The organism is Rheinheimera riviphila (genome assembly GCF_004005945.1).
In the GTDB taxonomy this organism is placed as follows: Bacteria; Pseudomonadota; Gammaproteobacteria; order Enterobacterales; family Alteromonadaceae; genus Pararheinheimera; species Pararheinheimera riviphila.
This window is the reverse complement of record NZ_SACS01000002.1, coordinates 287,439-312,996: the sequence shown is the minus strand read 5'-3', so window position 1 is coordinate 312,996 and position 25,558 is coordinate 287,439. Positions and strand designations below refer to the sequence as shown.

General features: G+C 50.8%; 24 protein-coding genes. 20 read left to right on the top strand and 4 right to left on the bottom strand.

Going from position 1 to position 25,558, the window contains the following annotated elements; genetic code table 11:
- Positions 1 to 13: 13 nt before the first annotated feature.
- From pseG to pseB, 4 genes are read right to left on the bottom strand one after another with little or no spacing between them, the layout of a single operon-like run.
- Positions 14 to 1,168, bottom strand: a complete 1,155-nt coding sequence (gene pseG, locus EOE67_RS03825) for a UDP-2,4-diacetamido-2,4,6-trideoxy-beta-L-altropyranose hydrolase (protein WP_127697715.1) — start codon at positions 1,166 to 1,168, stop codon at positions 14 to 16.
- On the bottom strand, positions 1,168 to 1,911 hold the full coding sequence (pseF, locus tag EOE67_RS03820; protein WP_127697714.1) for a pseudaminic acid cytidylyltransferase: 744 nt from the start codon (positions 1,909 to 1,911) through the stop codon (positions 1,168 to 1,170). The genes pseG and pseF overlap by 1 nt, the downstream gene beginning before the upstream one ends.
- 5 nt (positions 1,912 to 1,916) lie before the next feature.
- The gene (gene pseC / locus EOE67_RS03815; protein ID WP_127697713.1) at positions 1,917 to 3,098 is read right to left on the bottom strand and encodes a UDP-4-amino-4,6-dideoxy-N-acetyl-beta-L-altrosamine transaminase; all 1,182 of its coding nucleotides are present in this window, start codon (positions 3,096 to 3,098) and stop codon (positions 1,917 to 1,919) included.
- A complete protein-coding gene (gene pseB / locus EOE67_RS03810; protein ID WP_127697712.1) occupies positions 3,095 to 4,096 on the bottom strand; it encodes a UDP-N-acetylglucosamine 4,6-dehydratase (inverting) in 1,002 nt (333 codons plus the stop codon). The genes pseC and pseB overlap by 4 nt, the downstream gene beginning before the upstream one ends.
- Positions 4,097 to 4,332: 236 nt before the next feature.
- Between pseB and EOE67_RS03805 the strand changes: the two genes are divergently transcribed.
- The 20 genes from EOE67_RS03805 to flhA all read left to right on the top strand — a co-directional run bounded on the left by EOE67_RS03805 (position 4,333) and on the right by flhA (position 25,550).
- Positions 4,333 to 5,130, top strand: a complete 798-nt coding sequence (locus tag EOE67_RS03805) for a flagellin (protein ID WP_127697711.1) — start codon at positions 4,333 to 4,335, stop codon at positions 5,128 to 5,130.
- Positions 5,131 to 5,263: 133 nt separating this feature from the next.
- Positions 5,264 to 6,727, top strand: coding sequence for a sigma-54 interaction domain-containing protein (locus tag EOE67_RS03800; protein ID WP_127697710.1), 1,464 nt, complete (start codon positions 5,264 to 5,266; stop codon positions 6,725 to 6,727).
- Positions 6,728 to 6,856: 129 nt separating this feature from the next.
- A complete protein-coding gene (locus EOE67_RS03795; protein ID WP_240652705.1) occupies positions 6,857 to 8,116 on the top strand; it encodes a sensor histidine kinase in 1,260 nt (419 codons plus the stop codon).
- Entirely contained in the window at positions 8,103 to 9,458 is a 1,356-nt protein-coding gene (locus EOE67_RS03790; RefSeq protein WP_127697709.1) for a sigma-54-dependent transcriptional regulator, read from the top strand. Before EOE67_RS03795 ends, EOE67_RS03790 begins: the two co-directional genes overlap by 14 nt.
- Before the next feature lie 276 nt (positions 9,459 to 9,734).
- Positions 9,735 to 10,070, top strand: a complete 336-nt coding sequence (gene fliE, locus EOE67_RS03785) for a flagellar hook-basal body complex protein FliE (RefSeq protein ID WP_127697708.1) — start codon at positions 9,735 to 9,737, stop codon at positions 10,068 to 10,070.
- Positions 10,071 to 10,083: 13 nt separating this feature from the next.
- Positions 10,084 to 11,799, top strand: a complete 1,716-nt coding sequence (fliF, locus tag EOE67_RS03780) for a flagellar basal-body MS-ring/collar protein FliF (protein WP_127697707.1) — start codon at positions 10,084 to 10,086, stop codon at positions 11,797 to 11,799.
- A complete protein-coding gene (fliG, locus tag EOE67_RS03775) occupies positions 11,792 to 12,829 on the top strand; it encodes a flagellar motor switch protein FliG (RefSeq protein WP_068063852.1) in 1,038 nt (345 codons plus the stop codon). Before fliF ends, fliG begins: the two co-directional genes overlap by 8 nt.
- A 107-nt stretch (positions 12,830 to 12,936) precedes the next feature.
- Positions 12,937 to 13,833, top strand: coding sequence for a flagellar assembly protein FliH (gene fliH, locus EOE67_RS03770; RefSeq protein WP_127697706.1), 897 nt, complete (start codon positions 12,937 to 12,939; stop codon positions 13,831 to 13,833).
- Positions 13,834 to 13,860: 27 nt separating this feature from the next.
- A complete protein-coding gene (fliI, locus tag EOE67_RS03765; protein ID WP_127697705.1) occupies positions 13,861 to 15,213 on the top strand; it encodes a flagellar protein export ATPase FliI in 1,353 nt (450 codons plus the stop codon).
- Positions 15,214 to 15,215: 2 nt separating this feature from the next.
- The gene (gene fliJ / locus EOE67_RS03760) at positions 15,216 to 15,668 is read left to right on the top strand and encodes a flagellar export protein FliJ (protein ID WP_127697704.1); all 453 of its coding nucleotides are present in this window, start codon (positions 15,216 to 15,218) and stop codon (positions 15,666 to 15,668) included.
- A gap of 133 nt (positions 15,669 to 15,801) precedes the next feature.
- The gene (locus EOE67_RS03755; protein ID WP_127697703.1) at positions 15,802 to 17,775 is read left to right on the top strand and encodes a flagellar hook-length control protein FliK; all 1,974 of its coding nucleotides are present in this window, start codon (positions 15,802 to 15,804) and stop codon (positions 17,773 to 17,775) included.
- 103 nt (positions 17,776 to 17,878) lie between these two features.
- Positions 17,879 to 18,424: a flagellar basal body-associated protein FliL gene (gene fliL, locus EOE67_RS03750; RefSeq protein ID WP_127697702.1), complete on the top strand. Its 546-nt coding sequence runs from the start codon at positions 17,879 to 17,881 to the stop codon at positions 18,422 to 18,424.
- A 30-nt stretch (positions 18,425 to 18,454) separates the two neighbouring features.
- A complete protein-coding gene (fliM, locus tag EOE67_RS03745; RefSeq protein WP_127697701.1) occupies positions 18,455 to 19,549 on the top strand; it encodes a flagellar motor switch protein FliM in 1,095 nt (364 codons plus the stop codon).
- Positions 19,549 to 19,938 carry a flagellar motor switch protein FliN gene (fliN, locus tag EOE67_RS03740; RefSeq protein ID WP_127697700.1) on the top strand — a complete coding sequence of 130 codons (390 nt, stop codon included), beginning with the start codon at positions 19,549 to 19,551 and terminating at the stop codon, positions 19,936 to 19,938. Before fliM ends, fliN begins: the two co-directional genes overlap by 1 nt.
- Positions 19,938 to 20,381 carry a flagellar biosynthetic protein FliO gene (gene fliO / locus EOE67_RS03735; RefSeq protein WP_127697699.1) on the top strand — a complete coding sequence of 148 codons (444 nt, stop codon included), beginning with the start codon at positions 19,938 to 19,940 and terminating at the stop codon, positions 20,379 to 20,381. The genes fliN and fliO overlap by 1 nt, the downstream gene beginning before the upstream one ends.
- A gap of 9 nt (positions 20,382 to 20,390) precedes the next feature.
- Positions 20,391 to 21,134: a flagellar type III secretion system pore protein FliP gene (gene fliP, locus EOE67_RS03730; protein WP_127697698.1), complete on the top strand. Its 744-nt coding sequence runs from the start codon at positions 20,391 to 20,393 to the stop codon at positions 21,132 to 21,134.
- The gene (fliQ, locus tag EOE67_RS03725; protein WP_068063835.1) at positions 21,131 to 21,400 is read left to right on the top strand and encodes a flagellar biosynthesis protein FliQ; all 270 of its coding nucleotides are present in this window, start codon (positions 21,131 to 21,133) and stop codon (positions 21,398 to 21,400) included. The genes fliP and fliQ overlap by 4 nt, the downstream gene beginning before the upstream one ends.
- A gap of 1 nt (position 21,401) precedes the next feature.
- A complete protein-coding gene (gene fliR / locus EOE67_RS03720; RefSeq protein WP_127697697.1) occupies positions 21,402 to 22,175 on the top strand; it encodes a flagellar biosynthetic protein FliR in 774 nt (257 codons plus the stop codon).
- Positions 22,176 to 22,190: 15 nt separating this feature from the next.
- The gene (gene flhB / locus EOE67_RS03715; protein ID WP_127697696.1) at positions 22,191 to 23,321 is read left to right on the top strand and encodes a flagellar biosynthesis protein FlhB; all 1,131 of its coding nucleotides are present in this window, start codon (positions 22,191 to 22,193) and stop codon (positions 23,319 to 23,321) included.
- A gap of 126 nt (positions 23,322 to 23,447) precedes the next feature.
- Positions 23,448 to 25,550: a flagellar biosynthesis protein FlhA gene (flhA, locus tag EOE67_RS03710; protein WP_127697695.1), complete on the top strand. Its 2,103-nt coding sequence runs from the start codon at positions 23,448 to 23,450 to the stop codon at positions 25,548 to 25,550.
- The last annotated feature ends 8 nt before the right edge of the window (positions 25,551 to 25,558 follow it).

The window sequence follows — 25,558 nt, the reverse complement described above, 5'->3', positions numbered from 1 at the left end:
GAATCGCTAACGCTTAACTTGATTGATGTTCCAGTCTGTTCGCCAATGCATCAAGCAGTCGCTGACAACTACCTTCCGGCGCCACCAGCTTTGAAGCGGCTGCGGCCATTTCTTGCAGTGTTGCCGGTTGCAGCAGCAGCGCTGTGATTTCAGTACTTAATCGGTCACGGCTAAGTTCGGAACTATGACCTAAGTAAACACAAGCGCCAAGTTCAGCCAGATAACTGCTGGTTGGCTGCTGGTTTGGCGCCAGACTGACCACCAGTGCTGGCAATGCCATGGCACACCTTTCCCAGTGGGTCGAGCCGCCGCCGCCGATCATCAGCTGCGCTTTAGCCATCAGCATCGCCATCCCTGGCGTTTGCACATGTAGGGTTAGCCGATGGTCCCCTTCACACAGCTGCTGCAACACCGGAAGGTGCGGATTGGCTGAACCAACCACAATATCGGCCAGCCAGTCTAAATTCTGAAGTTGTTGTAACGCAGCAATGGCGAGTGTAGTGAGATTGTCGAGATCACTGCCGCCGAAAAACACCAGCAGTTGATGGGGTGTTGCTGAAAAATCTCTTGTTAGCGCAATAGCTTGCGCCGGTTCTGAAGCTTCTGACGTCGAGGCTTGGGTAAATTCTGGTCGCAGCAATGCATAAGCTGGTCCGATAAATTGTAGGCAAGTAGCTGGCAGCAAAGCTTGGTAGCGGCCATCGGCGTCCGGTAATAAATTTTGATCGAGTAAAAAATCGCAGTTGTGTTGGCGGTTGGCCAAATCATCAATCACCAGAATATTGCGGCAATACTGACGCAATTTTGTTTCAAACAGGCTGCCTAGTCCATAATGATCGATCACCAACAAATCGGGTTTTAGCGCTGCTTGTTGTAATGCATCGATGACAGCGGCAGCGTCTTCAGCTTCGCTGGCACCCAACCATTGGCGGTCGCCTTGTTGTACAGTACTGGATAGTGAGATTTCAGTTGCAACAGCGAATAGCGGCAGTACCAGACAAGCAAAGCCCTGATGCTCTATAAACTGAATTTGCTGACCAGGGTGTTCGCGACAGCAAAACCGAACCTGCCAGCCGCGTTCACGCATGGCTCGGGCGAGTGTCAGGCAGCGCATCAGGTGGCCAGAGCCAATCAACAGCGACGCATCAACCCGAAACAGTACCTGCATCAGTCAGCCTTTGGTGGCTTGGCGCTTGGCGGTGCCACTTGATTGAGTATCAACTGATGCAATAATTCAGCACGTCGCCAGTCGTCAAGGGTGTCGATATCCTGCACCAGATGTTGGGGTAATTCAAAAAGATACGATGACTTCGAAAATACCGGCCGCGCTTCCGACCAACTTTGCGCCCGGCCCAGATAAAACTGGCCGGCATCATGAAAGGTTTCGGTTAAATCCTGCGAGCGTTTGCCAATGGCATCCGGTTGCACCGGAGCAACGGCGCCATTTGCATCCCGATATAAAGCCCGCTGAATGGGAAAACTAAATCGACAACCGGAAAAGATGTAATCCAGCGCTGGCTGCTGCGCCCATAACGCCATCGCTTGTTGCAATAACGCGGCGCTTAACAGTGGGGCAGTGGCATAAATGCAGGCAACAATATCTAACGGGCCTTGTTCAGCATGCCATTGTTGCTGGGTGACCCAGTCGATCGCATGGCGCACCACGGCAGAAGTGCCGGTAAGGTCGTCGGCCAAAGTGGCAGGGCGGATAAATGGCACCGCCGCGCCATATTGCGCGGCGACTTCGGCAATTTCAGCATCGTCGGTTGACACCAGCACCTGGTCAAACATCTTGCTATACAAAGCCGCTTCAATCGACCAGGCAATCATCGGTTTACCGTTAAACAGTTTGATATTTTTACGCGGGATCCGTTTGCTGCCACCCCGCGCCGGGATCACGGCAAGTTTCATCGTGGTTAGTCCTGTTGCGTGGTGGTGGTCGCTAAAATCGGTAACAGCGCATCTTTTAGCGCAGTCGCCACTTGCTGCTGCATCGGATAAGTTAAATCGGCATACATTGGCAGACTAATGATTTTACTGTAGAAACTCTCAGCCCCCGGAAAATCACCCCACTGAAAACCCAGCTGTTGGTAATAAGGTTGGGTGTGAATGGGAATATAGTGCACATTCACGCCAATACCAGCTGCGCGCAGAGCTTCAAACACGGCCAGCCGACGGTCGGCATCGTCCAGTCGAATAATGTATAAATGCCAGGCCGAGACACCATCGAAGGCGGCTGATGGCAATTGTAGCGGTAAATCTTGCAGTAACTGCTGATATTGCGCAACAGCTTGCTGACGGGCGGCTAAAAATTGTGGCAAGCGGTGAAGCTGACTTAACCCAAGCGCGGCCTGCAATTCAGTCAGCCGGTAATTAAAACCCAGTTCAATTTGTTGATAATACCAAGGGCCGTGGCTGGGTTCGGTCATATCCTGCGGGTCGCGGGTAATACCATGACTTCGGTGCAGCTGCATTTGCGCAGCAAGCGCCGGGTCGTTGGTCAGCGCCATACCGCCTTCCGCGGTGGTAATAATTTTGACCGGATGGAAACTAAACACACAGATATCGCTAAACTGACAATCGCCAACCGGCTTACCCTGATAGCTTGCGCCTATGGCATGGGACGCATCTTCAATTATTTTAATCTGGTACTGCTGACACAAGGCGTGAATTGCCGCCATCTCGCAACTGTGGCCAGCCAGATGTACCGGGATTAATACTTTGGGTAATTTTTGCTCGGCTGCGGCTTGTTGTAATTTTTCGGCCAGAGCTGCGACCGACATTAAGCCGCTGTCCGGATCCACATCCACAAAATCAATGGTCGCACCGCAATACAGGGCGCAATTGGCCGAAGCCACAAAGCTGATGGGGCTGGTCCAGACGATATCACCTTTGCTTACACCTAATGCCAGACAAGCCAGATGCAGCGCAGAAGTGGCGCTATTGACGGCGATAGCATAATTCACCTGACACAGCTGACTGACCGCCAGTTCAAATTCCGGAACTTTCGGCCCTTGGGTTAAAAAATCCGACTGCAGTACGTCAAGTACTGCAGCGATATCTGCTTCGTCAATATTCTGACGGCCGTAGGGGATCATGTCATAGCAGCCTGATTAAAGGCGACTAATTCTTCCACCGTTAGAAAATGTGGATTTTTATCAGACACATACTCAGTGCCAGGCGCTACCAACCGACCATTTTCTTTCAGCGCGTTAATGGTGAAATTGTTGCCACGATTGGAAAACTGGATCGAAGGGGCAATCACAAAATGGTCATCATATTCGTAGGTGTTGTACGACATATCCCCAGGACACATCATTTCATGTAGTTTTTCACCCGGGCGAATTCCCACTTCTTTGATCGGCAGATTTGGCGCTATTGCTTTGGCTAAATCGACCACCCGCATCGATGGAATTTTAGGGACGAAAATTTCACCACCCAGCATCCGTTCGAAATTTTTAAGCACAAAATCAACACCTTGCTGCAGACTAATCCAAAAGCGGGTCATTTCCAGGTGGGTGATCGGAATATGGTCGGCACCGCTGTCACGGAGCTTTTCAAAAAATGGTACTACTGAGCCACGGGAACCCACCACATTGCCGTAACGCACCACCGAAAAACGCGGTTTGCTGCCACCGGCAATATTGTTGGCGGCGACAAACAGCTTGTCTGACGCTAGTTTAGTCGCACCATACAGATTGATTGGATTTGCGGCTTTGTCGGTAGAAAGGGCGATGACTTTTTCGACGTTATTTTCAATCGCGGCATTAATCACATGCTCGGCGCCATTAATATTGGTTTTAATACATTCCATCGGGTTGTATTCGGCGGCTGGTACTTGCTTCAGCGCTGCGGCATGGATCACGTAATCGACGCCGCGCATCGCTCGGATCAACCGTTCCTGATCCCGCACATCGCCAATAAAATAACGCATACAAGAGGCATTATATTTCTGCTGCATCTCGTACTGCTTCAGCTCGTCGCGGGAGTAAATAATGATTTTATTCGGTTTGTATCGCTCAAGCAGCGTCTGGGTATATTTATGACCAAAAGAGCCGGTACCACCGGTAATGAAGATATTTTTGCCGTTAAACATATGTGCCCCTTTTCGACTTGCGAGCGCTGTGCCGCTGAGTTTCGCCGCCTAATGTCGCGATGTTGAAACAATAGCATAATCTATTCCACTTTTTAAAAGTGCTTTTAGCTGAAGTAGTTAGCGCTAATGTTTTATATGCCCAGCCTGCTGGCGAAAAAAAGCACAAATGAATGCTTTGGCTTGACCCTGAATTGGGCTAAACTCAACCCAGAACCCACATCGTCGGAGTAGTCGTGATGAATATCGGTGGCCCATCTTTAAGCGAATCGCTGTTAAAACTAAACAATTCTGAAAATGAAAACCTGCTGAAAAAACTGGCAACGGCCAAGCGTATCAATAGCGCTGCTGATGATGCCGCAGGCTTGCAAATCGCCAACCGCTTGACGCAGCTCAACGGCGCGACGGTGCAGGGCGAGCGTAATGTATACGATGGTATTTCGCTGGCAATGGTTGCCGACCAGGGCTTGCAAGGGATCAGCGATGGCCTGAATGAAATCGACCGGCTGGCGGTGCAGGCTGGTAATGGTTTGTTAACCAGCTCAGATCGTCAAGCGCTGCAAAAACAAGCCGATGCGTACGCAGCAGGCATTCAGGATCAGATTAAAAATACTGAATTTGGCGGCATTAAGTTATTTGATCAGGATAGCAATATCGGTATCGCCACCGGCAATGGCAGTATCAATATCAAAACTCAGGATTTACAAACGAAGCTCACCGACAGTGGTGCTTTTAGTGTGGATTTATCATCTTCTGCCAAAGCTGCCGAATCGCTGTCGAAAATCCGCCAGTCTAGTCAGTTAATTGACAACAACCGCACCGATCTGGGCGCAACCCAAAATGCATTAAGTTCCGCTGGTCGCAATTTAAGTACCCAGAATGTCAATCAACAAGCGGCGATCAGCCGTATTCAGGATCTCGATTACGCCAAAGCTTCGACCGAACAGGCGCAAGCCAGTATCCGTGAACAAGCATCTTATGCGGTGGCAGCGCAAGGGCGGGTTTCGGAGCAGCAAGCACTGCAGCTGCTGGCTTAATGGATAAAAAGTAATTAAATGCCCCTAAAACGCTGGTTTTTTGACAGTAGCGTCAAAAAGTTAGCGTTTTACCTTGCATGACAGCGCTGGCTTTGCAAAAATGCTTTAAAAGCACAAGAAAAAGTCCAGCGCCATGATCCCCAGATTATTTATTCTTGATCAGCAAGAGCAACGTGCTCAACGGCTGAGTATCATTCTGAATTTTGTCGCTGAAGCGCATCAAATTGTTGATGAAACGCAATTGCTGGCGCAGCTGGCGATTGACCCCAAAGCTGTGGTGCTGCTGGGGGCTTTAGTCGGCCAGCAACACGAACAGCTCATCGAACAACATCCTGCCACCGCCTTTTTATTGCTTGGCGAAACACTGAAACCTCTATTGCGGCATGCCAATGTCGTGGGCCTGTTAAGCGAGCCTTTTGCGTATGCGTCGTTGACGCAGCATCTGCGCGATTGCCAGGAATATCACCGGTTATTACCCGGCCAACGTGCACAGGAATCCCAAGCGCGATTTGTCGGCATGGTCGGTATTTCAGCCCAGATGCAACAAGTCCGGTTTCTCATTCAGCAAGTCGCACGCACCGACGCTAATGTGCTGATCCTTGGCGATTCCGGGACTGGTAAAGAAGTGGTGGCGCGCAATATTCATGTGTTATCGCATCGCGCCGACGGGCCATTTGTACCCATCAACTGTGGTGCTATTCCGGCAGAGCTATTAGAAAGTGAATTATTCGGCCACGAAAAAGGTGCTTTTACCGGCGCCATTTCGACCCGCAAAGGCCGTTTTGAGCTCGCGCAAGGTGGCACCTTATTCTTAGATGAAATTGGCGATATGCCACTGCCGATGCAGGTTAAATTATTACGGGTGTTGCAGGAGCGGATTTACGAACGGGTCGGCGGCAACCAACCCATTCGCGCTGATGTGCGGATCATCGCCGCAACCCATCGTCAGCTCGAAGGGATGATCGAAGAAGGCCGCTTTCGCGAAGATTTATTTTACCGACTGAACGTTTTTCCAATTGAAACGCCGGCATTAAAAGACCGTCCGGACGATTTGCCTCTGTTGTTGCAGGAATTGCAGCAGCGGCTGGAGCAACACGGCCAAGCAGCCATTAAGTTCACTGAACGGGCGATCGCCAGTCTGAAATTACACGGCTGGCCCGGCAACGTGCGTGAGCTGGCAAATCTTGTTGAGCGGCTGGGTATTATGTTTCCGCATCAGGTGATTGATGTCGCCGAACTCCCGCTGAAATATCGCCATATCGAAGTTGATAGTTATGTGCCGCATTATCCGGAAGCTTTGTTAGAGCGCGACGCCATCAATGAATTGTTCCAGTTTAATGAGGACGATGACAGCGAAGGTGACGCCCATTTTGCCCAGCATAGCGACAACAACGGCTTTAACGTATTGCCGGATGACGGTGTCGATTTAAAGCAGTTTTTGGCCGATTTAGAAATTACGCTGATCAGCCAGGCGTTAGAACGGCATGATTTTGTGGTGGCACGCGCTGCGGATATCTTGTGCTTACGCCGCACCACTTTGGTGGAGAAAATGCGTAAATACAATTTAGGACGCGACGAGCTGGATGCTGCTGATTAACAGCCGTTATTTCACAAACGTCAAAATATTGGCTCAAAAATTAAGTTTAATCAGCTGATTTAAAACAACTTTTTGTGTGGCATGCTTTGTGCTTATTGCCGTTAGTGTTAAAGACTAACGGAGATCACCATGAACAGCTTCGCCACCCTGGCAACAGCGCCTGCGACAGGCAGCAATGCCGACAGTTATCAGCCGTTGTTTGAACTGGCCATGCTTGGATCTCAAGCGGCAACGCTGCCAGAACCGGCGGTGGTTTCTGCTGCCGTCATCGCCTGGCCAAAAGCGCCTAAGCTTGCCGCTGAGCAATTCGCCGATCCGGTTAGCCCCCAATTTAATACCGAACAAGCCGAACAAGCCGAATTATCCCGCTTACAACATTTATTACAGGTCTTGCCGACTGGCGTCGTGGTGCTGGATGCGCGTGGTTTTGTGCAACAAGCCAATCCGGTCGCCATTTCGATGCTCGGTGAACCTTTAACCGGACAGCGCTGGCTGGATGTGATCACCCGCAGTTTCCGGCCGCGCAGTGACGATGGTATGGAAGTGTCGCTCTATGATGGCCGCCGGGTACAACTGGCGATTACTTCGCTACAGCCGGAACCTGGTCAGCTGATTGTGCTAACCGACTTAACTGAAACCCGGCAACTGCAAAGCCGTGTTGCCCATTTACAACGATTGTCAGCCCTTGGCAAAATGATGGCGTCTTTGGCGCATCAAATCCGCACGCCGTTATCCAGCGCCATGCTTTACGCGCAAAACCTGACCAATCAAAAACTCGACCAGACGTCCCGTCAGCAATTCCAGCATAAATTGCTGAACCGACTGCAGGATTTAGAGCAGCAAGTGAATGATTTATTGTTGTTTGCGCGCTCTGGCCGTGAACAGCAGGTGGAACGGCTGTCGATGCAGCAGTTGCTCAGTGAAGTACATCAGTCGGTTGAAGCCATGGTGCAGCAGCAGGACGGCGAGCTGGTGGTTGAATTACCGGAGCCGGATTTACCGGTGCTCGGCAATCACACTGCCTTATGTGGTGCTGTTGGTAACCTGATTCAAAATGCCTTGCAACATGCAGGCCCCGGCGCGCGGATTGAAGTGTCGGCGATCGCAAGTCTGGATGGCCAATTGGTGACATTAGCGGTAGAAGATCATGGCCCTGGTGTGCCAGTTCATCTGCAACAACAAATTTTTGACCCGTTTTTTACCACGCGCAGCAATGGCACTGGCCTTGGCTTGGCCGTGGTGCAGGCGGTGGCACATTCCCACAATGGCCGGGTTCGGTGTATCACCGGCAAATCCGGTGGCGCACGTTTTGAAATGATTTTGCCGGTGTACCAATCGACGGCTTTAGCAATAAATTCAACCGAGGAGCAGCACAATGCAGCACACTAAAATTCTGGTGGTGGAAGACGACGCCGGGTTGCGTGAAGCACTGGTCGATACATTAAGCCTGGCGCAATATCAGGTGATTGCTGCAGACAGCGCCGAGCAGGCGATGCAGTTACTGAAGCAGCATAAAATCAGACTGGTGATTAGCGATGTGCAAATGGGCGGAATTTCCGGCCTGGAGCTGTTGAAATCCATCAAACTGAATTACAACAATATTCCGGTGTTGATGATGACGGCGTACGCCACGGTCAACGATGCTGTACAAGCCATTCGCTTAGGTGCCGTCGATTATCTGGCGAAGCCATTTTCGCCACAAGTATTGGTGAATATGGTGAGTCGTTATGTGCCTTTAGATGAGGTGGCCGCTTTTGAGCCAATCGTTGCAGCGCCGGTGAGTCAGCAGTTGGTCAAACTCGCCGCGAAAGTAGCGCGCTCTGATGCCAGCGTGATGGTCCTTGGGCCAAGCGGTTCGGGCAAGGAAGTGCTGGCACGTTATATTCACCAGCAATCACCGCGCCACGAAGGGCCGTTTATTGCAATTAACTGCGCCGCTATTCCGGAAAATATGCTGGAATCGACGTTGTTCGGCTACGAAAAAGGTGCTTTTACCGGTGCTATTCAGGCCTGCCCGGGTAAATTTGAACAGGCGCAGCAAGGCACTATTTTGCTGGATGAAATCAGCGAAATGGATTTAAACCTGCAGGCGAAGTTACTGCGGGTGCTGCAGGAGCGGGAAGTGGAGCGGCTGGGTAGTCGCAAAACCATCAAGCTGGATGTGCGGGTGATTGCCACCAGCAACCGCGATTTACGCCAGACCGTGCAACAAGGGTTGTTCCGCGAAGACTTATTTTACCGGCTGAATGTGTTTCCACTGACCTGGTCGGCGCTGGCCGATCGGATTGAAGACGTGTTGCCGTTATGCCGGCATTTATTAGAGCGGCATTGCCAGCAACAGGGCGAACCGGTGCCGAATCTGACCGCTGCTGCGCAGCGCAAATTATTGCAACACGACTGGCCGGGCAACGTGCGCGAGCTGGATAACGTGATGCTACGCGCCTTGATTGTGCACACCGCGCCGGATATTACCGCCGACGATATTCTGCTGGAATTAGGTTCAGGCCCCAGCGATTGGCAAGGTGACGAGCCGGTGTCGATGGTGTTAGATCCGGACTTAAGTGTATTTAAATCAGAAGTCTACGAGCAAGAACACCGGATCATTCTGGAAACGATGCGCGCTTGTGCCAATCGGCGTAAAGATGTCGCAGAAAAGCTTGGCATCAGTGCCCGGACGTTAAGATATAAGCTGGCGCGGATGCGTGAGTCTGGTATTCAGTTACCAGCTTAAACCGTTTTTGGCCGTGGTAAAAAACGCTCAGCGGATGATCAACATTTGCTGGGTGTTTTGGCTATTTTTCGCGTTTGGGTTTAGCCTCAACGTCAAGCTCACAGCAAGGCCCAGCATTTCTCTTTCTGCTCACCATTTCTGCTCACCGCTCCAGTTGTCAGCTTTTTGACAGATGAAATCATTCATAACTGATTGAAAGTAAACAAATAAATTGTGGCACGCCTTGTGCTTTATCTGCTTATTCTGGTTTTACACCACCGCAACAGGTAAACAGTAATGGACATCAAAGGCGCCGCTTTATTTCAGGAAATGCAGTCGTATGCCAACCAGGCCCGCAACATTTCTAATGATATCCGCCCGCAGGAAATGCAGGTTCAGAACAGCAGTCAATCTGACTTCTCCAGTTTACTGAAACAGGCCATCGACAATGTCAATGGCTTACAACAGCAAAGCAACACATTGGCGACCGCAGTTGAAATGGGCGACCCCAATGTGTCGTTAGCCCAGGCGATGATTGCCGGTCAAAAATCGTCGATTGCCTTTGAAGCAACAGTGCAAATTCGGAATAAGCTGGTCGAAGCTTATAAAGAAGTTATGTCGATGCCGGTGTAAGGGGGAATAAACTGTGGCTGAATCTACCTCAACTGAACTGACTTTAAGCAGTAGTGACTTTGGCGATGCGCCGATGGCTGACCAAAGTCAGCAGGAACAAAAGTCTGGTTTCCTGGGCTCGATGGGTGGCATGGATATCGTGCGGCAAGTCACGCTGATTGTCGCGTTAACCATTTGTATTGCCATCGCTATTTTAATTATTCTGTGGGCACGCGAGCCGGAAATGCGCCCGCTCGGTACCTTCGAAACGGCTGAACTTATTCAGCATCTCGATTATCTGGACGGGCAAAAAGTTGACTACAAACTGGAAGGGAACGTGATTCTGGTGCCCGGTGATCGTTATCAGGATCTGAAACTGGGGCTGACCCGTGCCGGTATTCAACCGGAAACGAACAGCGGTGATGATATTCTGATGCAGGACAGCGGTTTTGGCGTGAGTCAGCGGCTGGAAATGGAAAGGTTAAAACATAGCCGCGAACAGCAATTAGCCCGCACCATTGAAGAGTTCCAAAGCATCGCCCGCGCCAGGGTATTACTGGCCATTCCAAAAGAAAATATTTTCGCCCGTACTGAAAAGCTGCCATCTGCGACGGTGATGATTACCGCCAAAGGTGGCAAAACCATTAAAGATGGCGAAGTGGATGCGATTGTTGATTTAGTCGCTTCTGCGGTGCAGGGACTGGAGCCTGCCAAAGTCACGGTTACCGATCAAAACGGTCGTTTACTGAATAGCGGCTCGCAAGATGCCAGCTCAGCACGCTCGCGCCGTGAGTATGAAATTGAACAAAAACGCGAAGAAGAATATCGTCAGAAAATTGACTCTATCCTGATCCCGGTGTTGGGCATCGATAACTACACCGCGCAAGTCGACTTGCTGATGGATTTCACCACCACTGAACAAACGCAAAAACGGTTTAACCCGGATTTGCCAGCAGTGCGCAGTGAAATGACCATTGAAGAAAACAGCGTGGGTGGCGGATCGATGGGTATTCCGGGCGCATTGTCGAATCAACCGCCGTTAGATTCAAACATCCCGGAAAAAGCAACCGATGGTAATCCGCCGGTGGTGCCAGGGCGCAATAGCAAAGAATCAACCCGCAACTATGAACTTGATACCACTATCAGCCATTCAACGCAGCAATCTGGCGTGATCAGACGTTTAAGTGTGTCGGTCGCTGTGGATTATAAAATGGCGCCACCGGTTGGTGACGCGGCCGCCGCGCCAGCAGCCAGGGCTCAGGCTGAACTGCAAAATATTCGCAGGCTACTACAAGGTGGTATCGGTTTTGATGTGCAGCGTGGCGACACCATTGAAGTGGTTTCAGTACCGTTCACCCGAGAAGCGCTGGTCGAAGAGAAACAACTCGAAATATTTGAACAACCCTGGTTTATGGAAATGATGCGATTGGTGCTGGCGGCGCTGGTGATTATTGTGCTCATCATGGCCATCGTGAAACCAATGATCAAAAAACTAATCTACCCTGAAGATACCAGCGAATCTTACGATGAGAATTCATTATCGCGTGGTCTGGACCTGGGTGATGATACCATCGACATGCTGAGTAAAGAGTTTGACGCCAAGTCTGTCGGCTTTGCCGCCGATGGTACCTTGATGCTGCCAGACTTACATGGTGATGAAGACTTATTAAAAGCGGTGCGGGCATTGGTTGCCAATGAACCTGAACTTTCCTCTCTGGTCGTGAAAAATTGGTTAGCTGAAGATGAGTAACGTTGATACCACTCAAAAACCGGCCTTTGATGTCGGTAAATTAGACGGGGTTGAAAAGGCCGCCATCCTGCTGCTGAGCTTGTCAGAAGAGGATGCCGCCCAGATCCTGAAACATTTAGAGCCAAAGCAGGTGCAGAAAGTCGGTATGGCGATGGCTTCGATTGAAGATCTGAACCAGGCGAAAATCTCAGCAGTGCACCGGCTGTTTATCGAACAGATTCAGAACTTTAGTACCATCGGCTTCCAGAGCGAAGACTTTATCCGCCGCGCCTTAACGGCCGCGTTGGGTGAAGAAAAAGCCTCGAACTTAATCGACCAGATTATTTTGGGTGGTGGCGCCAAAGGTTTAGATTCGCTGAAATGGATGGACTCGAAGCAGGTCGCGAATATCATCCGCAACGAGCACCCGCAGATCCAAACGATTGTATTGTCTTATCTGGAACCCGAGCAATCGGCGGAAATTTTGTCGCAGTTCCCGGAAAAAGTCCGGCTCGATTTAACGATGCGCATCGCCAACCTGGAAGAAGTACAACCAGCGGCACTGCAAGAATTAAACGAGATCATGGAGAAACAGTTTGCTGGTCAAGCTGGTGCCCAGGCCGCGAAGATGGGTGGCCTCAAAGCCGCTGCCGATATCATGAACTACCTCGACACCAACGTCGAAGGTCAATTGATGGATTCTATCCGCGAACACGACGAAGAAATGGCGCAGCAAATTCAGGACTTAATGTTTGTGTTCGAAAACTTACTGGAAGTGGACGACCGGGCTATTCAGGCCATTCTGCGTGAAGTGCAGCAAGATGTGCTGATGAAAGCACTCAAAGGCGCTGACGAAAACCTGAAAGAGAAAATTCTGAAAAATATGTCCAAACGTGCCGCCGAAATGCTGGCTGACGATTTGGAAGCGATGGGCCCGGTGCGGGTCAGCGAAGTGGAAACTGCGCAGAAAGAAATTCTGTCAACGGCCCGTCGTCTGGCCGATGCCGGCGAAATTATGTTGGGCGGTGGCGGTGGCGAAGACTTCCTGTAAGGATGTCGGTAATGATATATGCTCCGGGTTTTGTAGCGGTCGTTTAAACAATGCCACCGCGTGAAATCCGGCCATTCAACCCAGGTGTCAGCATTGAGCAGTGATAAATGACGACAAATATGTTTCAGCAAAACCGGCCTTTTAAGCCAGATCCGGGAGTCATGGACATCTTGAACGATTGGGATAAGCCACCGCGGATCAGTGATGACGAACCGGCCGCAAAAACAGCGCCGGCACAAAAAGCTGCGCCAACTGAATCTACGATGCCGGTAGTTTCGCCAGCCAGTCTGTACAAAACCAATGCTCTGTACAAAAAACGGCCGGAGCCGGGCGAACGCTTGTCGGCCAAAAACGAAGAAGAACTGGTGATTAAACCGCTGACGGCCGACGATATCGAGCAAATTCGCCAGGCGGCGTTTGATGAAGGGAGCAGTCAGGGTAAAGAAGAGGGCTTTGGTCAGGGTTATAGTGAAGGTCGTGAGCAGGGTTATCAGGATGGTCTGCTACAAGGCCAGGCCGAAGGCAAAAAACAAGGTTTGAGCGAAGGCGAGCAGTTGATCCGCGATCAACTGGCACAGTTGCAATTTCTTATGAATCAGCTGCAACAACCGCTACAAAAAGTTGACGCCGAAGTTGAACAATCTTTGCTGCATTTAGCGCTGCAGATGGCGCAAGCGGTTATTGGGGTTGAAGTTAAAACCAATCCACAGTGTATTTTAAATACCTTACGTGAAGCGGTGGATGCGTTACCTTATCAGGCTGATAAATTGATTATCAAATTGCATCCGGCAGATGTCGCTGTTATTCAGCAGCATTACAGCCCTGAAGACATTGCCGAAAGGTTGTGGCAAATCCGCAGTGAACCGGCGCTGGAACGCGGTGATTGCCGGGTGGAAAGTACTGAATCCAGTGTCGACCGCACCTTAAAAACCCGGCTGCAAAGCAGTCTGGAGCATTTTTTGCAAGAACCCGCTATCAAGCCTGAACAGGCGGCAGAAGATTGACGCAGGCGTGAGCTTGCAGGGACTTTCATGAGCAGTGCGACGACCAACCCAATGACTTTGGCAGAGCGCCTTGCGCAGCAACAACAATACATTAAACCAAACCGGCCGGTGGTTGCTGGTCGTCTGGTGCGGGTGGTTGGCCTAACCCTGGAAGCGACTGGATGTTCGGCGGCGATCGGCCAAACCTGTGTGGTTGAAACCGCCAACGGTCTGCTCGAAGCCGAAGTGGTTGGTTTTGCCAAAGATCGTATTTTCTTAATGCCTAAAGACGATGTCACCGGTGTGGTTCCGGGAGCCCGTGTTACCCCACTGCAGGATCACCGTGGTGTACCCTTAAGTATGGCGCTGCTTGGCCGGGTGATTGATGGCGCCGGTAAACCACTGGACGGTAAAGGCCCGGTGCTCGCCAATGAATTCAGTAAAGGTAAAAAACCACCGATTAATCCACTACAACGCCGACCCATCAAGCAACCGCTGGATGTGGGCGTGCGCGCGATCAACAGCATTATCACCGTCGGCAAAGGTCAGCGGATGGGTTTGTTTGCAGGCTCCGGTGTTGGTAAATCGGTGCTCTTGGGCATGATGACCCGCGGTACCGCTGCTGACGTGATAGTGGTAGGGCTGGTCGGCGAACGGGGCCGGGAAGTCAAAGAATTTATCGACGAAATTCTCGGTGATGTCGGTCGCAGTCGTTCGGTGGTGGTCGCAGCGCCTGCTGATGTGTCACCGTTAATGCGTCTTAAAGGCTGTGAAACCGCCGTACAGGTGGCGGAATATTTCCGCGATCAGGGCTTGGATGTGTTGCTGCTGCTCGATTCCATTACCCGTTATGCCCAGGCGCAACGGGAAATTGCCTTGGCCGTGGGTGAGCCACCGGCCACCAAAGGCTATCCGCCATCGGTGTTTGCCAAATTACCGGCGCTGGTGGAGCGTGCGGGCAACGGTGCTGAAGGCCAGGGTTCGATTACGGCTTTTTATACTGTGCTCTCAGAAGGCGATGATTTACAGGATCCGATTGCCGATGCCGCCCGGGCCATTTTAGACGGCCACATCGTGCTGTCGCGCCAGCTTGCCGACAGTGGCCATTTTCCAGCTATTGATATTGAACGTTCGATTAGCCGGGTGATGCCGGCCGTCACCAGTATGGAACATCAATTATTGGCTCGAAATATTAAACAGCTGTATGCCAGTTTCAGTCAAAGCAAGGATCTGATAGCCATCGGTGCTTATGTCAAAGGTTCGGATCCGATGCTGGATCAGGCGATTAGTCTGATGCCGCGAATTAACAAATTTTTGCAACAAGGCATGACCGATGTCGTGCCTTACGACGACAGCTTAACGGGCCTGGCAGGTTTGATCCCAGCCGGTAGAGGATTCTGAGCATGGCGTTAAAACAACTGCAATTGCTGGCAAAAGTTCAGCTGGAAAAAGAAGAAAAACTGCAAGCGCAATTTGTGCAGGCGCACCAGTTTGCGCAGCTGGCGGTCGAGAAATATACCGGGCTTGCCAATTATCGCACCGACTATATCCGGCAGAGTCAGCAACGTGGTGCCGAAGGTATCGCCAGCCGCCAATTTAACCAATATCTGAACTTCATTACCAAGCTCGATCAAGCACTGACGCAACAAAATATGCAGGTGCAACAAGCGCAACGCGTCGCCGATATGCGCCGCAGCGCCTGGCTGGCGATGCAGAAAAAGCGTAAAGCACTGGATTTATTGATTGATAAAGAGCTGCAGGCTGCTTATGTCCGGGTACAAAAACAAGAACAAAAAATGCTGGACGAAATGGCCACACAGCAGTTTTTCCGTCGTTTGCAGGCGACCGAGCAATAAAATCAGTGAACCAGGTAAATTCAGCGCGATTTGAAGAATGTGGCGCGGATTTTGAATAGTTAATCGTCATTGGAACATTCAACGACACATAACGGTAGCGGCAATTCTGCCAGTGATAAGTCCCGGAGTCAGCATGCACATTGATAAGTCATTTCAGCTTTTATCTGCAGACAACAGCAAACTGGCCGCTGACGAGACCTGGCGCCAGAATGCGGCTGACGACGAGGCTGAATTCAGTGAATTGTTGGATGCGGAGCTGGATAGTCAGGAACAACAAAGCAACGCAGTGACTGATAAAAAAACCGGGCAGGAAGTTGCCGCTTTGGTGATGCAACAAGCGCAAACTGCCAAAGAAAGTCAGGCGGAGAGTGCTCTTGCTGCCAAAGCTTTGGCTGAAAAAATACTGGCCGACACCCCAGGTGACTGCAATTCTCAGGCGGCAACCGACGCTGTTGCCGCACAGCAAGCATCAACCATCACTGTAGGCAGCGAAGAGGCCGCGGTCAGTCAGACTGACACTGTAGCTCTTGATAAAGAGCAACCAACCAATCAAAGTCCGTGGCTGGCTATTATCAGTCAATCTCATGATTTTAATGCAATTTTATCTCAATCTTCAGCGCCTTCGACCACTGCATCAACCGCTGAAAGTCTGTTAACAACGGCTGAATCAGTGGCCGCCGATTTGTTGGGCGTTCCGGTGACGGAGCAAGCAGCAACGATGGCTTTGCAAATGGCCGATGCCGCTCAAACAGCCGAACAGTTGCAGGGCGAAAAAAATGCCACCAGCGGTACAGCACTGGCTAGCCTTGGTGAAGCCGCGACAATGCTGGCGGATGCAGCTCTGGCCAATATTGCGGAAGGAAAGCAAGACGCCACGACACCATCTGCCGCCAACCAGGCTGATGATGCCGCTGTTGATGCGGCAAGCATCCAGGCGAAGCTCACTGGTAGTGGCGTTGACTCAGACAGAGTGGTCAATACGCATCCGGCTAAACTATCGGCTGAACTACCGGCTGAACAAATGAATGTGCGGGAACTGCTTAAAACTGATCAACCAGATCAGCAAAGCCAGGTTGGGGCAGCAAGCGAGCAACAAGCTGCGACTCCAACTGAACAACAAACTCTGGCCAGCACTGCTGCAACCACAACAAGTGCAGCGCCTGTGACTTCGGGCGTCATGCAACAGCTCAGCGCCGGATCAGTGGCCGCACAGCTCAGTCAGATCGATGGCAAAGGCCACAAATCTTCGGTCACGGCGCCGGTGGATGTGGAGCTGCCGATTGACGTGAGCCCTGACTTTACAACACCAGGTACGATATTGGCAGGTGTGACAACTGCAGCAACAACAGCCAGGGAAGCAAAAAATGCAGCACCAAGTTTTGCTCAGTTTCAAAAGGCCGCCAATGCCGCCGCATCTTTAGTTCAGAAGCAACAACAAGCTGAACAAACACAAAGCCAACCGCTGCAGGAGCTGGCCGCGCAGCAATCACCGAAACTGTCTGAGCTGAGTGTTGTGTTGTCTGGTCAGCATACCGACACCCCGACAGCTTTTAATACCTTGCTGCAAACAGAGCGGCCAATCAGCAGTAGCGGTAGCGCGATGGGCTCTTCGACTGGGCAGCAACAGCAACAGGCTGCTTCACAGTTGTTCGCTGCGAAGTTAAACGACCATCTGAGCAACAATGAACAACCGTCGCTGAATTTACTGGAGCCAACTGCCGCAGCTCAGCTGAAAGAGCGGGTGATGTTTCAGGTGAATCAGAAGATCCAAAGTGCCGAGATTAGATTAGCGCCGGAAGAACTGGGCAGTATGCAAATTAAAGTGCAGATGCAACAGGAACAACTTTCAGTACAGTTTGTGGTGCAACAAGCTGGCGCCAAGGAAGCATTAGAGCAACAAATGCCAAGGCTGCGGGAAATGCTGGAAGAGCAAGGTATTGAGCTGACTCAGGGCCAGGTGAGCCAGCAGCGTGAAGGTTCTGCTGAACAACGTCAGACCCGCGAACGCAATCAGGGGCTTGATCAGGGCACGGATATCGGTGATGAACCACTGCAGCAGCAGGCAATCGTCAGGGTGTCGGACCGGATGGTCGATTATTACGCGTGATCTGCGGTTAAATCTGGCTGTTGGTGACAGGTTGATTGCTTTTGGTCGGACATGCGGTAAATAATAGAAAAAAGGTCAACAGACCCTAATAACCGGAGTACTTATGGCTGCTGAAAAAGACCTGCAAATCGCTGATGGCGGTGGGAAAAAGAAAAAAATAATTATCATCGCTGCGGCGGTGGTCCTGCTGGGTGGTGGTGCTGGTGGTTATTTTATGTTGAGTGGCTCAGATGCGCCGCCACCGGCCGCAGTTGAAGGCGAAGCCGCCGCAGCTGCTGAACCGGCGGCAGAAGGAGCGGCCACGGGTGAGGCGGGTGCGGTGTCGATGGGCACGGCGTTATACGTGTCGATGCCACGGCCTTTTGTCTTTAACGTACCTGGTGCTTCACGCGACCGGTTAGTACAAATCAAGGCGCAGTTGTTGGTGCGTGGACAAAGTAACGAAGAACTGGCAAAACAACATATTCCGTTGATTGAAAGCTCCATGCTGAAAACATTCAGCATGGCCAATGCCGACGATTTAATCACCGCAGCTGGCAAAGACACCTTAAAAGCGCTGACCTTAAAAAACGTGCAGGACGCTTTGACGGCAGTCGCCGGATCGACGGTGGTCGAAGAAGTATTATTTACCGGTTTTGTTATGCAGTAATACCGGTAAGACCGAACGAGGGTAACCAACTTGACTGATTTACTGTCACAAGACGAAATTGATGCGCTACTCCATGGTGTTGATGACGTTGAAGAAGAAGAGGTAGATGACGGTTCCGGACCGGGCGGACGCTCGGCTTTTGAATACGACTTTTCTTCGCAAGACCGTATCGTCCGGGGCCGGATGCCGACTCTGGAAATGGTCAACGAACGTTTTGCCCGCCATATGCGCATCAGCTTATTTAACATGATGCGCCGCACTGCTGAAGTATCGATCAACGGCGTGCAGATGATTAAATTCGGTGAATATGTGCACACACTGTTTGTGCCGACCAGCTTAAATATGGTGCGGTTCAGACCGCTCAAAGGCACTGGCCTCATTACGATGGAAGCGCGGTTGGTGTTTATCCTGGTGGATAACTTCTTTGGTGGGGATGGTCGTTATCACGCCAAAATTGAAGGCCGCGAATTTACGCCAACCGAACGCCGTATTATCCAGATGTTGCTGAAGCTCATCTTTGAAGATTACAAAGAAGCCTGGGCGCCGGTGATGGACGTGTCGTTTGAATACCTTGATTCCGAAGTGAACCCGGCGATGGCCAACATTGTCAGTCCAACTGAAGTGGTCGTGATCAGCTCCTTCCATATTGAACTGGATGGTGGCGGTGGTGATTTCCACGTGGCTTTACCGTATTCGATGCTGGAACCCATCCGCGAACTGCTGGATGCCGGTGTGCAAAGTGACAAAGAAGACACCGACTTGCGCTGGAGTAAGGCCCTTCGCGACGAAATTATGGATGTCAAAGTCAATCTGACCACCAAAATGATGGATGTTGAACTGACTTTAGAACAAGTGATGAACATGCAGGCGGGTGACATTATTCCGGTGGAAATTCCGGAACATATCACGGTACTGGTCGAAGATTTACCGACCTATCGCGCCAAAATGGGGCGCTCCCGCGACAATGTAGCGCTGAAAATTATTGAGAAAATTAAACGGCCTGAATCGGTTAAATCTGAGCTACACGTCTTTACCAAAGGCGGCCGTCGCTTAGATAGCGATGCTGATATCAGTGAACTGGAAGCCGATTTAATTTTGTCTGAACGTGCAGAGGAAAGATGGTAATGGCTGACGATAAAGATACGATGGACGAATGGGCAGCAGCCCTGGCGGAAGCCGAAGGTGGTGACGGCGCTGAAGCCGTTGAACTGGAAGAGCTGCAGGAAGATAAAGGCCTCATCACTGCTGACGAAAAACGCAAACTGGAAACCATTCTCGATATTCCGGTCACCATTTCGATGGAAGTGGGCCGGGCGAAAATCAGTATCCGTAATTTGCTGCAACTGAACCAGGGTTCGGTGGTGGAATTAGAGCGGGTCGCCGGTGAACCGCTGGATGTACTGGTCAACGGTACCTTGATTGCCCACGGTGAAGTGGTGGTGGTGAACGATAAATTTGGGATTCGTTTAACTGACGTGATTAGTCAGATTGAACGGATTAAGAAGTTACGTTAATGCCGCGATTGACAGCCGGAGTTCCGGCTTTTCTGACCGCGTTGTCGACGGTACTGTTGACTGTATTTGGTAGCGTTGGTGCTTTGGCGCAGGACACGGCGACTGGGGTTGCCAAGGAGACTGCCAGAAATCCGGCGGCAATACCAGGGATCGGTCAAATCGTCATTTCTTTGGCACTGGTGATTGGGCTGGTGGTATTGCTGGCATTTTTCTATAAAAAAATGCAGCTCAGACTACCAGGTTCAAAACATTTTCGGGTGGTTGCTACACTGAATGTTGGTACCAGAGAACGACTGTTAGTTATTGAAATGCAAGGAAAACAACGGGTGATTGGTGTCACCGCCCATACCGTAAATTTCCTGTTCGACCTCGAAACGCCCCTCACCGAAGAAAAGTTGGCATCAGATTTTCATACACAGCTACAATCGTTCCTGAAAAAATAGACTGATGTCATGCTCCGATTGTTTTTGTTACTGCTGGTGCTGCTAAGCCCGGCAGTATTTGCCGATAACGGCGCTATGTCTGCCCTGCAAATTACCACCAACCCTGACGGTAGTCAGGAGTACAGCGTCACGCTGCAAGTGCTGGCGATGATGACCGCGCTGAGCTTCCTGCCAGCGATGATTATCATGATGACTTGTTTCACCCGCATCATTATCGTGCTGGCCATTTTGCGTCAGGCCATTGGCCTGATGCAAAGCCCGTCGAATCAGGTGTTGATTGGCATCACCATTTTCATGACGTTTTTTATCATGGCGCCGGTGTTTAAGCAGGTTAACGACAGCGCCATTCAGCCGTATTTGAAAGAAGATATCACTTCGATTCAGGCACTGGATGCAGCGATTGTTCCGATCAAGGCTTTTATGCTGCAGCAAACCCGGATCAAAGATTTAGATACCTTTGCCGAAATCGCCGGTCATCCGCCTGTGGCAAACCACAAAGATTTACCTATCACCATCGTGATCCCGGCTTTTGTCACCAGCGAGCTGAAAACAGCTTTCCAGATAGGGTTTATGATTTTTATCCCGTTTTTGATTATCGATCTGGTGGTCGCCAGCGTGTTGATGGCGATGGGGATGATGATGTTGTCACCGATGATTGTCGCCTTGCCGTTTAAGCTGATGATGTTTGTGTTAGTTGACGGCTGGCTGTTGGTGATGGGCACACTAGCGACCAGTTACGGAGTAGGAACATGACACCAGAAGTTTTTGTCGATGTACTGAACAACGCGCTGTATATGGTGATCCTGATGGTCAGTATCATTATTCTGCCGTCGCTGGCGGTCGGTTTGGTGGTGTCAATTTTCCAGGCTGCGACCTCTATCAACGAACAAACCTTAAGCTTCCTGCCACGTCTGATCGTCACCTTGCTGGCGCTGATGTACGGTGGCCACTGGATGACGACAACGCTGATGGACTTTACCATCGGTTTGTATCTGAGCATCCCGACCGTGGTGAGCTAAGGTGGAATTTCCACTGCAAGTGCTGATGCAGGGCATCGCGGACTTTTTGTTGCCGCTAACCCGCATCGCTGCCATGTTTGGGTTGATGGCCGGCATTGGCGCTAAAACCGTACCGATCCGGATTAAAATGGGCCTGGCGGTGATGTTTACTTTGATCATTATGCCGGTGATCCCGCCGGTCAAAGACGTCAATCTGATGTCTTTTAATACCGTTATTCAGGTAATGCAACAGTTGATTATCGGCATGGCGATGGGCTTTATTTCGCTGATGTTTATTAATACCTTTATTCAGGCCGGTCAAATTCTGGCCACTCAAACTGGTTTAGCTTTTGCGTCGATGGTCGATCCTTCCAGTGGCGTCAGCGTGCCGTCGATTGGTCAGTTCTATTTAATTCTCGCGACCTTGCTGTTTTGGGTTGCTGATGGCCATTTAATTATGTTCCAAATGGTGGTGTTCAGTTTCACCTCGCTGCCGATTGACGGTGGCTGGTGGGATGTGTCGCACTACTGGACCATCGCCGAATTTGGGTTATGGATTTTTTCAGCGTCGCTGGCGATAGTGCTGGCACCGGTAACCGCGATGCTGTTAGTCAATCTGGCTTTTGGCGTGATGACCCGCGCCGCGCCGCAGCTGAATATTTTTTCGATTGGTTTTCCGGTGACGATGATCGCAGGCTTATTGATTATGTGGCTGACTATGGACACTTTTGCTTATCACTTTAATCTGCTTTGGCAACACGGTATCGAGTATACCTGTCAGCTGATCGGCTGCTAACGGGAGGAATGCCGGATGGCTGCTGACAGTGACATGGAAAAAACCGAAGACCCCACGAGTAAAAAGCTCGATGAGGCTGCCGAAAAAGGCAATATTGCCCGCTCGAAAGAATTGGCGACGGCTTTGGTGTTACTTGGTAGTAGCGTTGGCATTTTAATTTTCGGCAAAGAAGTCGCCAATACCACGCTGACGGTTTGCAAGCGGTTGTTATCGCTGAATTACAAAGATATTTTTGATGAAAACGCCATGTTTACTGCCATGGGGGCGGCACTGACGGAGGTGTCGATCCCGTTATTTAAACTATTTCTGGTGATTGCCGTTGCCGGGGTACTGGGTAATATCCTGCTCGGGGGTTACAACTTTACCTGGTATGGTGCCAGTTTTCGACCAAGCAAATTAAACCCTTTGGCTGGCCTCAAACGGATGGTTGGGTTGCAGGCGTTGGTTGAGCTGTTTAAAAGTGTGTTAAAAGTCGTCATCGTGGCCGGTGTTGCTTATGTGCTGCTGGTGGTGTTTTTTGACGACATCATGGCGCTATCGTTAATGAGCTCGCCGGAGGATATTGCTGCCGCCGTGTATTTACTGAGTTGGATGTTTTTTGGCTTGTGTTCCAGCATGTTGATTATTGCCGCCGTTGATGCGCCTTATCAGACCTGGAATCACCATAAACAAATGATGATGACCAAACAGGAAGTGGAAGACGAATACAAAAACTCCGAAGGTAATCCGGAAGTGAAAGGCCGTATTCGCCGCATGCAAATTCAGATGTCCAGGCGGCGGATGATGGAAGCGGTGCCAACGGCTGATGTGGTGGTCACCAACCCGACACATTACGCTGTGGCTTTAAAGTATGAACACGGCAAATTCCGGGCGCCGGTGGTGGTGGCCAAAGGTGTTGATCAAATGGCGCTGTATATCCGCCAGATTGCCGATGCCAATAAAGTACCGATTGTTGAATCACCGGCCTTAGCCCGTTCCATTTATTTCACCACCGAGCTTGATCACCCAATCCCGGAACAGCTGTTTGCAGCGGTGGCACAGGTGCTGGCTTATGTCTATCAGCTCAAAGCCTACCGTAAAGGCAAAGCATCCAGACCCAAAACTCTGGCAAAAGAGCTGCCAATTCCTGAAGGTTTCCGTCATTAATCCAGCGTCAAATGTTGCCACACGCTGGTTTTCTGAACATCCTGCATTTGCTTGATACGATTGTCGATTTTATGGAACAGTTTTTGCGTAACAGGCTTCGAACGTCAATTTTTTATCAGGTCCGTTATGCAGCTAAACCAGGTTTTTAACCAGTTTGATCGAAAACACCTTGTCCATCTGAAAGGTTTTGGTACGCCGCTGTTAATCATGGCAGCACTGGCGATGGTGGTATTACCAATGCCACCGCTGATGCTGGATGTCCTGTTCTCGTTCAATATTGCTTTGGCACTGGTGGTGTTGCTGGTGACCATCTATGTAAACAAGCCACTTGAGTTTGCTATTTTTCCTTCCGTGCTATTGGTCGCAACAATTTTACGCTTGGCGCTGAACGTCGCCAGTACCCGGGTTGTGTTACTGGAAGGTCACAATGGTCCTGGTGCTGCCGGTGCCGTGATCGAGTCGTTTGGTCATGTGGTGATCGGTGGCAATTACGCCGTTGGTATTATTGTGTTTGCGATCTTAACCATTATCAACTTTGTTGTTGTCACCAAAGGTGCAGGTCGGATTGCTGAAGTAACAGCGCGTTTTACCCTCGACGCGATGCCTGGTAAACAGATGGCCATCGACGCCGATTTAAATTCGGGTTTCATTGATCAGGATCAGGCACGAAAACGCCGGGAAGAAGTCACAGCAGAAGCGGACTTCTATGGTTCCATGGACGGTGCCACCAAGTTTGTAAAAGGCGATGCGATAGCAGGTCTGATTATCGTGGCTATTAACCTGATTGGCGGCCTGTTTATCGGGATGATCCAACATGATTTAACATTCAGCAGTTCGCTGGAAATTTATACCTTGTTGACGATCGGTGACGGTTTGGCGGCGCAAATTCCTGGTTTATTACTGTCCATCGGCACTGCAATTATTGTGACCCGTCAGAACAAAAGCGCTGATATGGGCGAGCAAATGACCGGTCAGCTTGGCAACATTAAGGTGCTGACCATGGCTGCCAGCTTACTTGGTATTATGGGTATAGTACCAGGCATGCCTCATGTGGCGTTTTTATCCTTAGCTGCCGTCGTTGGTGGTGCGGCGTATTACATCCACAAACAACAAACGTCGCCAAAATCTGAACTGGTCAATCGTAAAACTGAACTGGTGCCGAGCAACGATTTACAACCGCAAAAAGAAATTGGCTGGGACGACGTGCAACCGGTGGACATTATCGGGTTGGAAGTGGGTTACCGCTTGATCCCGTTAGTGGATAAATCGCAGGGCGGCGAATTGTTAACGCGGATCAAAGGTGTGCGTAAAAAATTATCGCAAGAGCTGGGATTTTTAATCCCGGCAGTGCATATCCGCGACAATCTGGATCTGGAACCTAACACCTATCGGGTGACGTTGATGGGGGTCTCCAGTGGCAGTTCTGAACTGCGTCATGACAACGAACTGGCGATTAATCCAGGCCAGGTATTTGGCACTGTCAAAGGCATTGCGACTAAAGATCCGGCGTTCGGGCTCGAAGCGGTCTGGATCGCCAAAAATCAGCGCGAACACGCGCAGACGCTGGGTTATACCGTGGTGGATGCGGCGACTGTCGTCGCCACTCACCTGAGTCAAATACTGAGTAACAACGCGGCCAGTTTACTCGGCCACGAGGAAGTGCAGAACTTATTGGATATGTTGGCCAAAGCGTCGCCGAAGCTAGTGGAAGCTTTGGTGCCGGATACTTTGCCGCTGACGGCCGTGGTGAAAGTGCTGCAAAATTTATTGCATGAAGGCGTGCCGATCCGCGATATGCGCACCATCGTCCAGACGTTGGTGGATTACGGCGCGCGCAGTCAGGATATTGATGTATTAACCGCCGCTTGCCGTATTTCGTTACGCCGGCTGATTGTGCAGGAAGTGGCGGGAGCTGCGACTGAAATCGCCGTGATGACCTTTGCGCCTGAGCTTGAACAAATGTTGCATCAATCGATGCAGGCTGCCGGCAACGACGGATCCGGCATCGAACCGGGCCTCGCTGAGCGTATTCAGGATTCACTGCGCGCTGCCAGCCAGCAACAGGAACTGGCCGGTGATCCAGCGGTATTACTGACTTCCGGCATTTTGCGCGCTGTGATGGCACGATTCGTGAAGTACACCATTCCAGGACTGCGGGTTTTGTCCTATCAGGAAATTCCGGACGACAAACAGGTTCGGATCGTCAGTGTGGTAGGGCAGGCGAGTTAGGAGTTAAA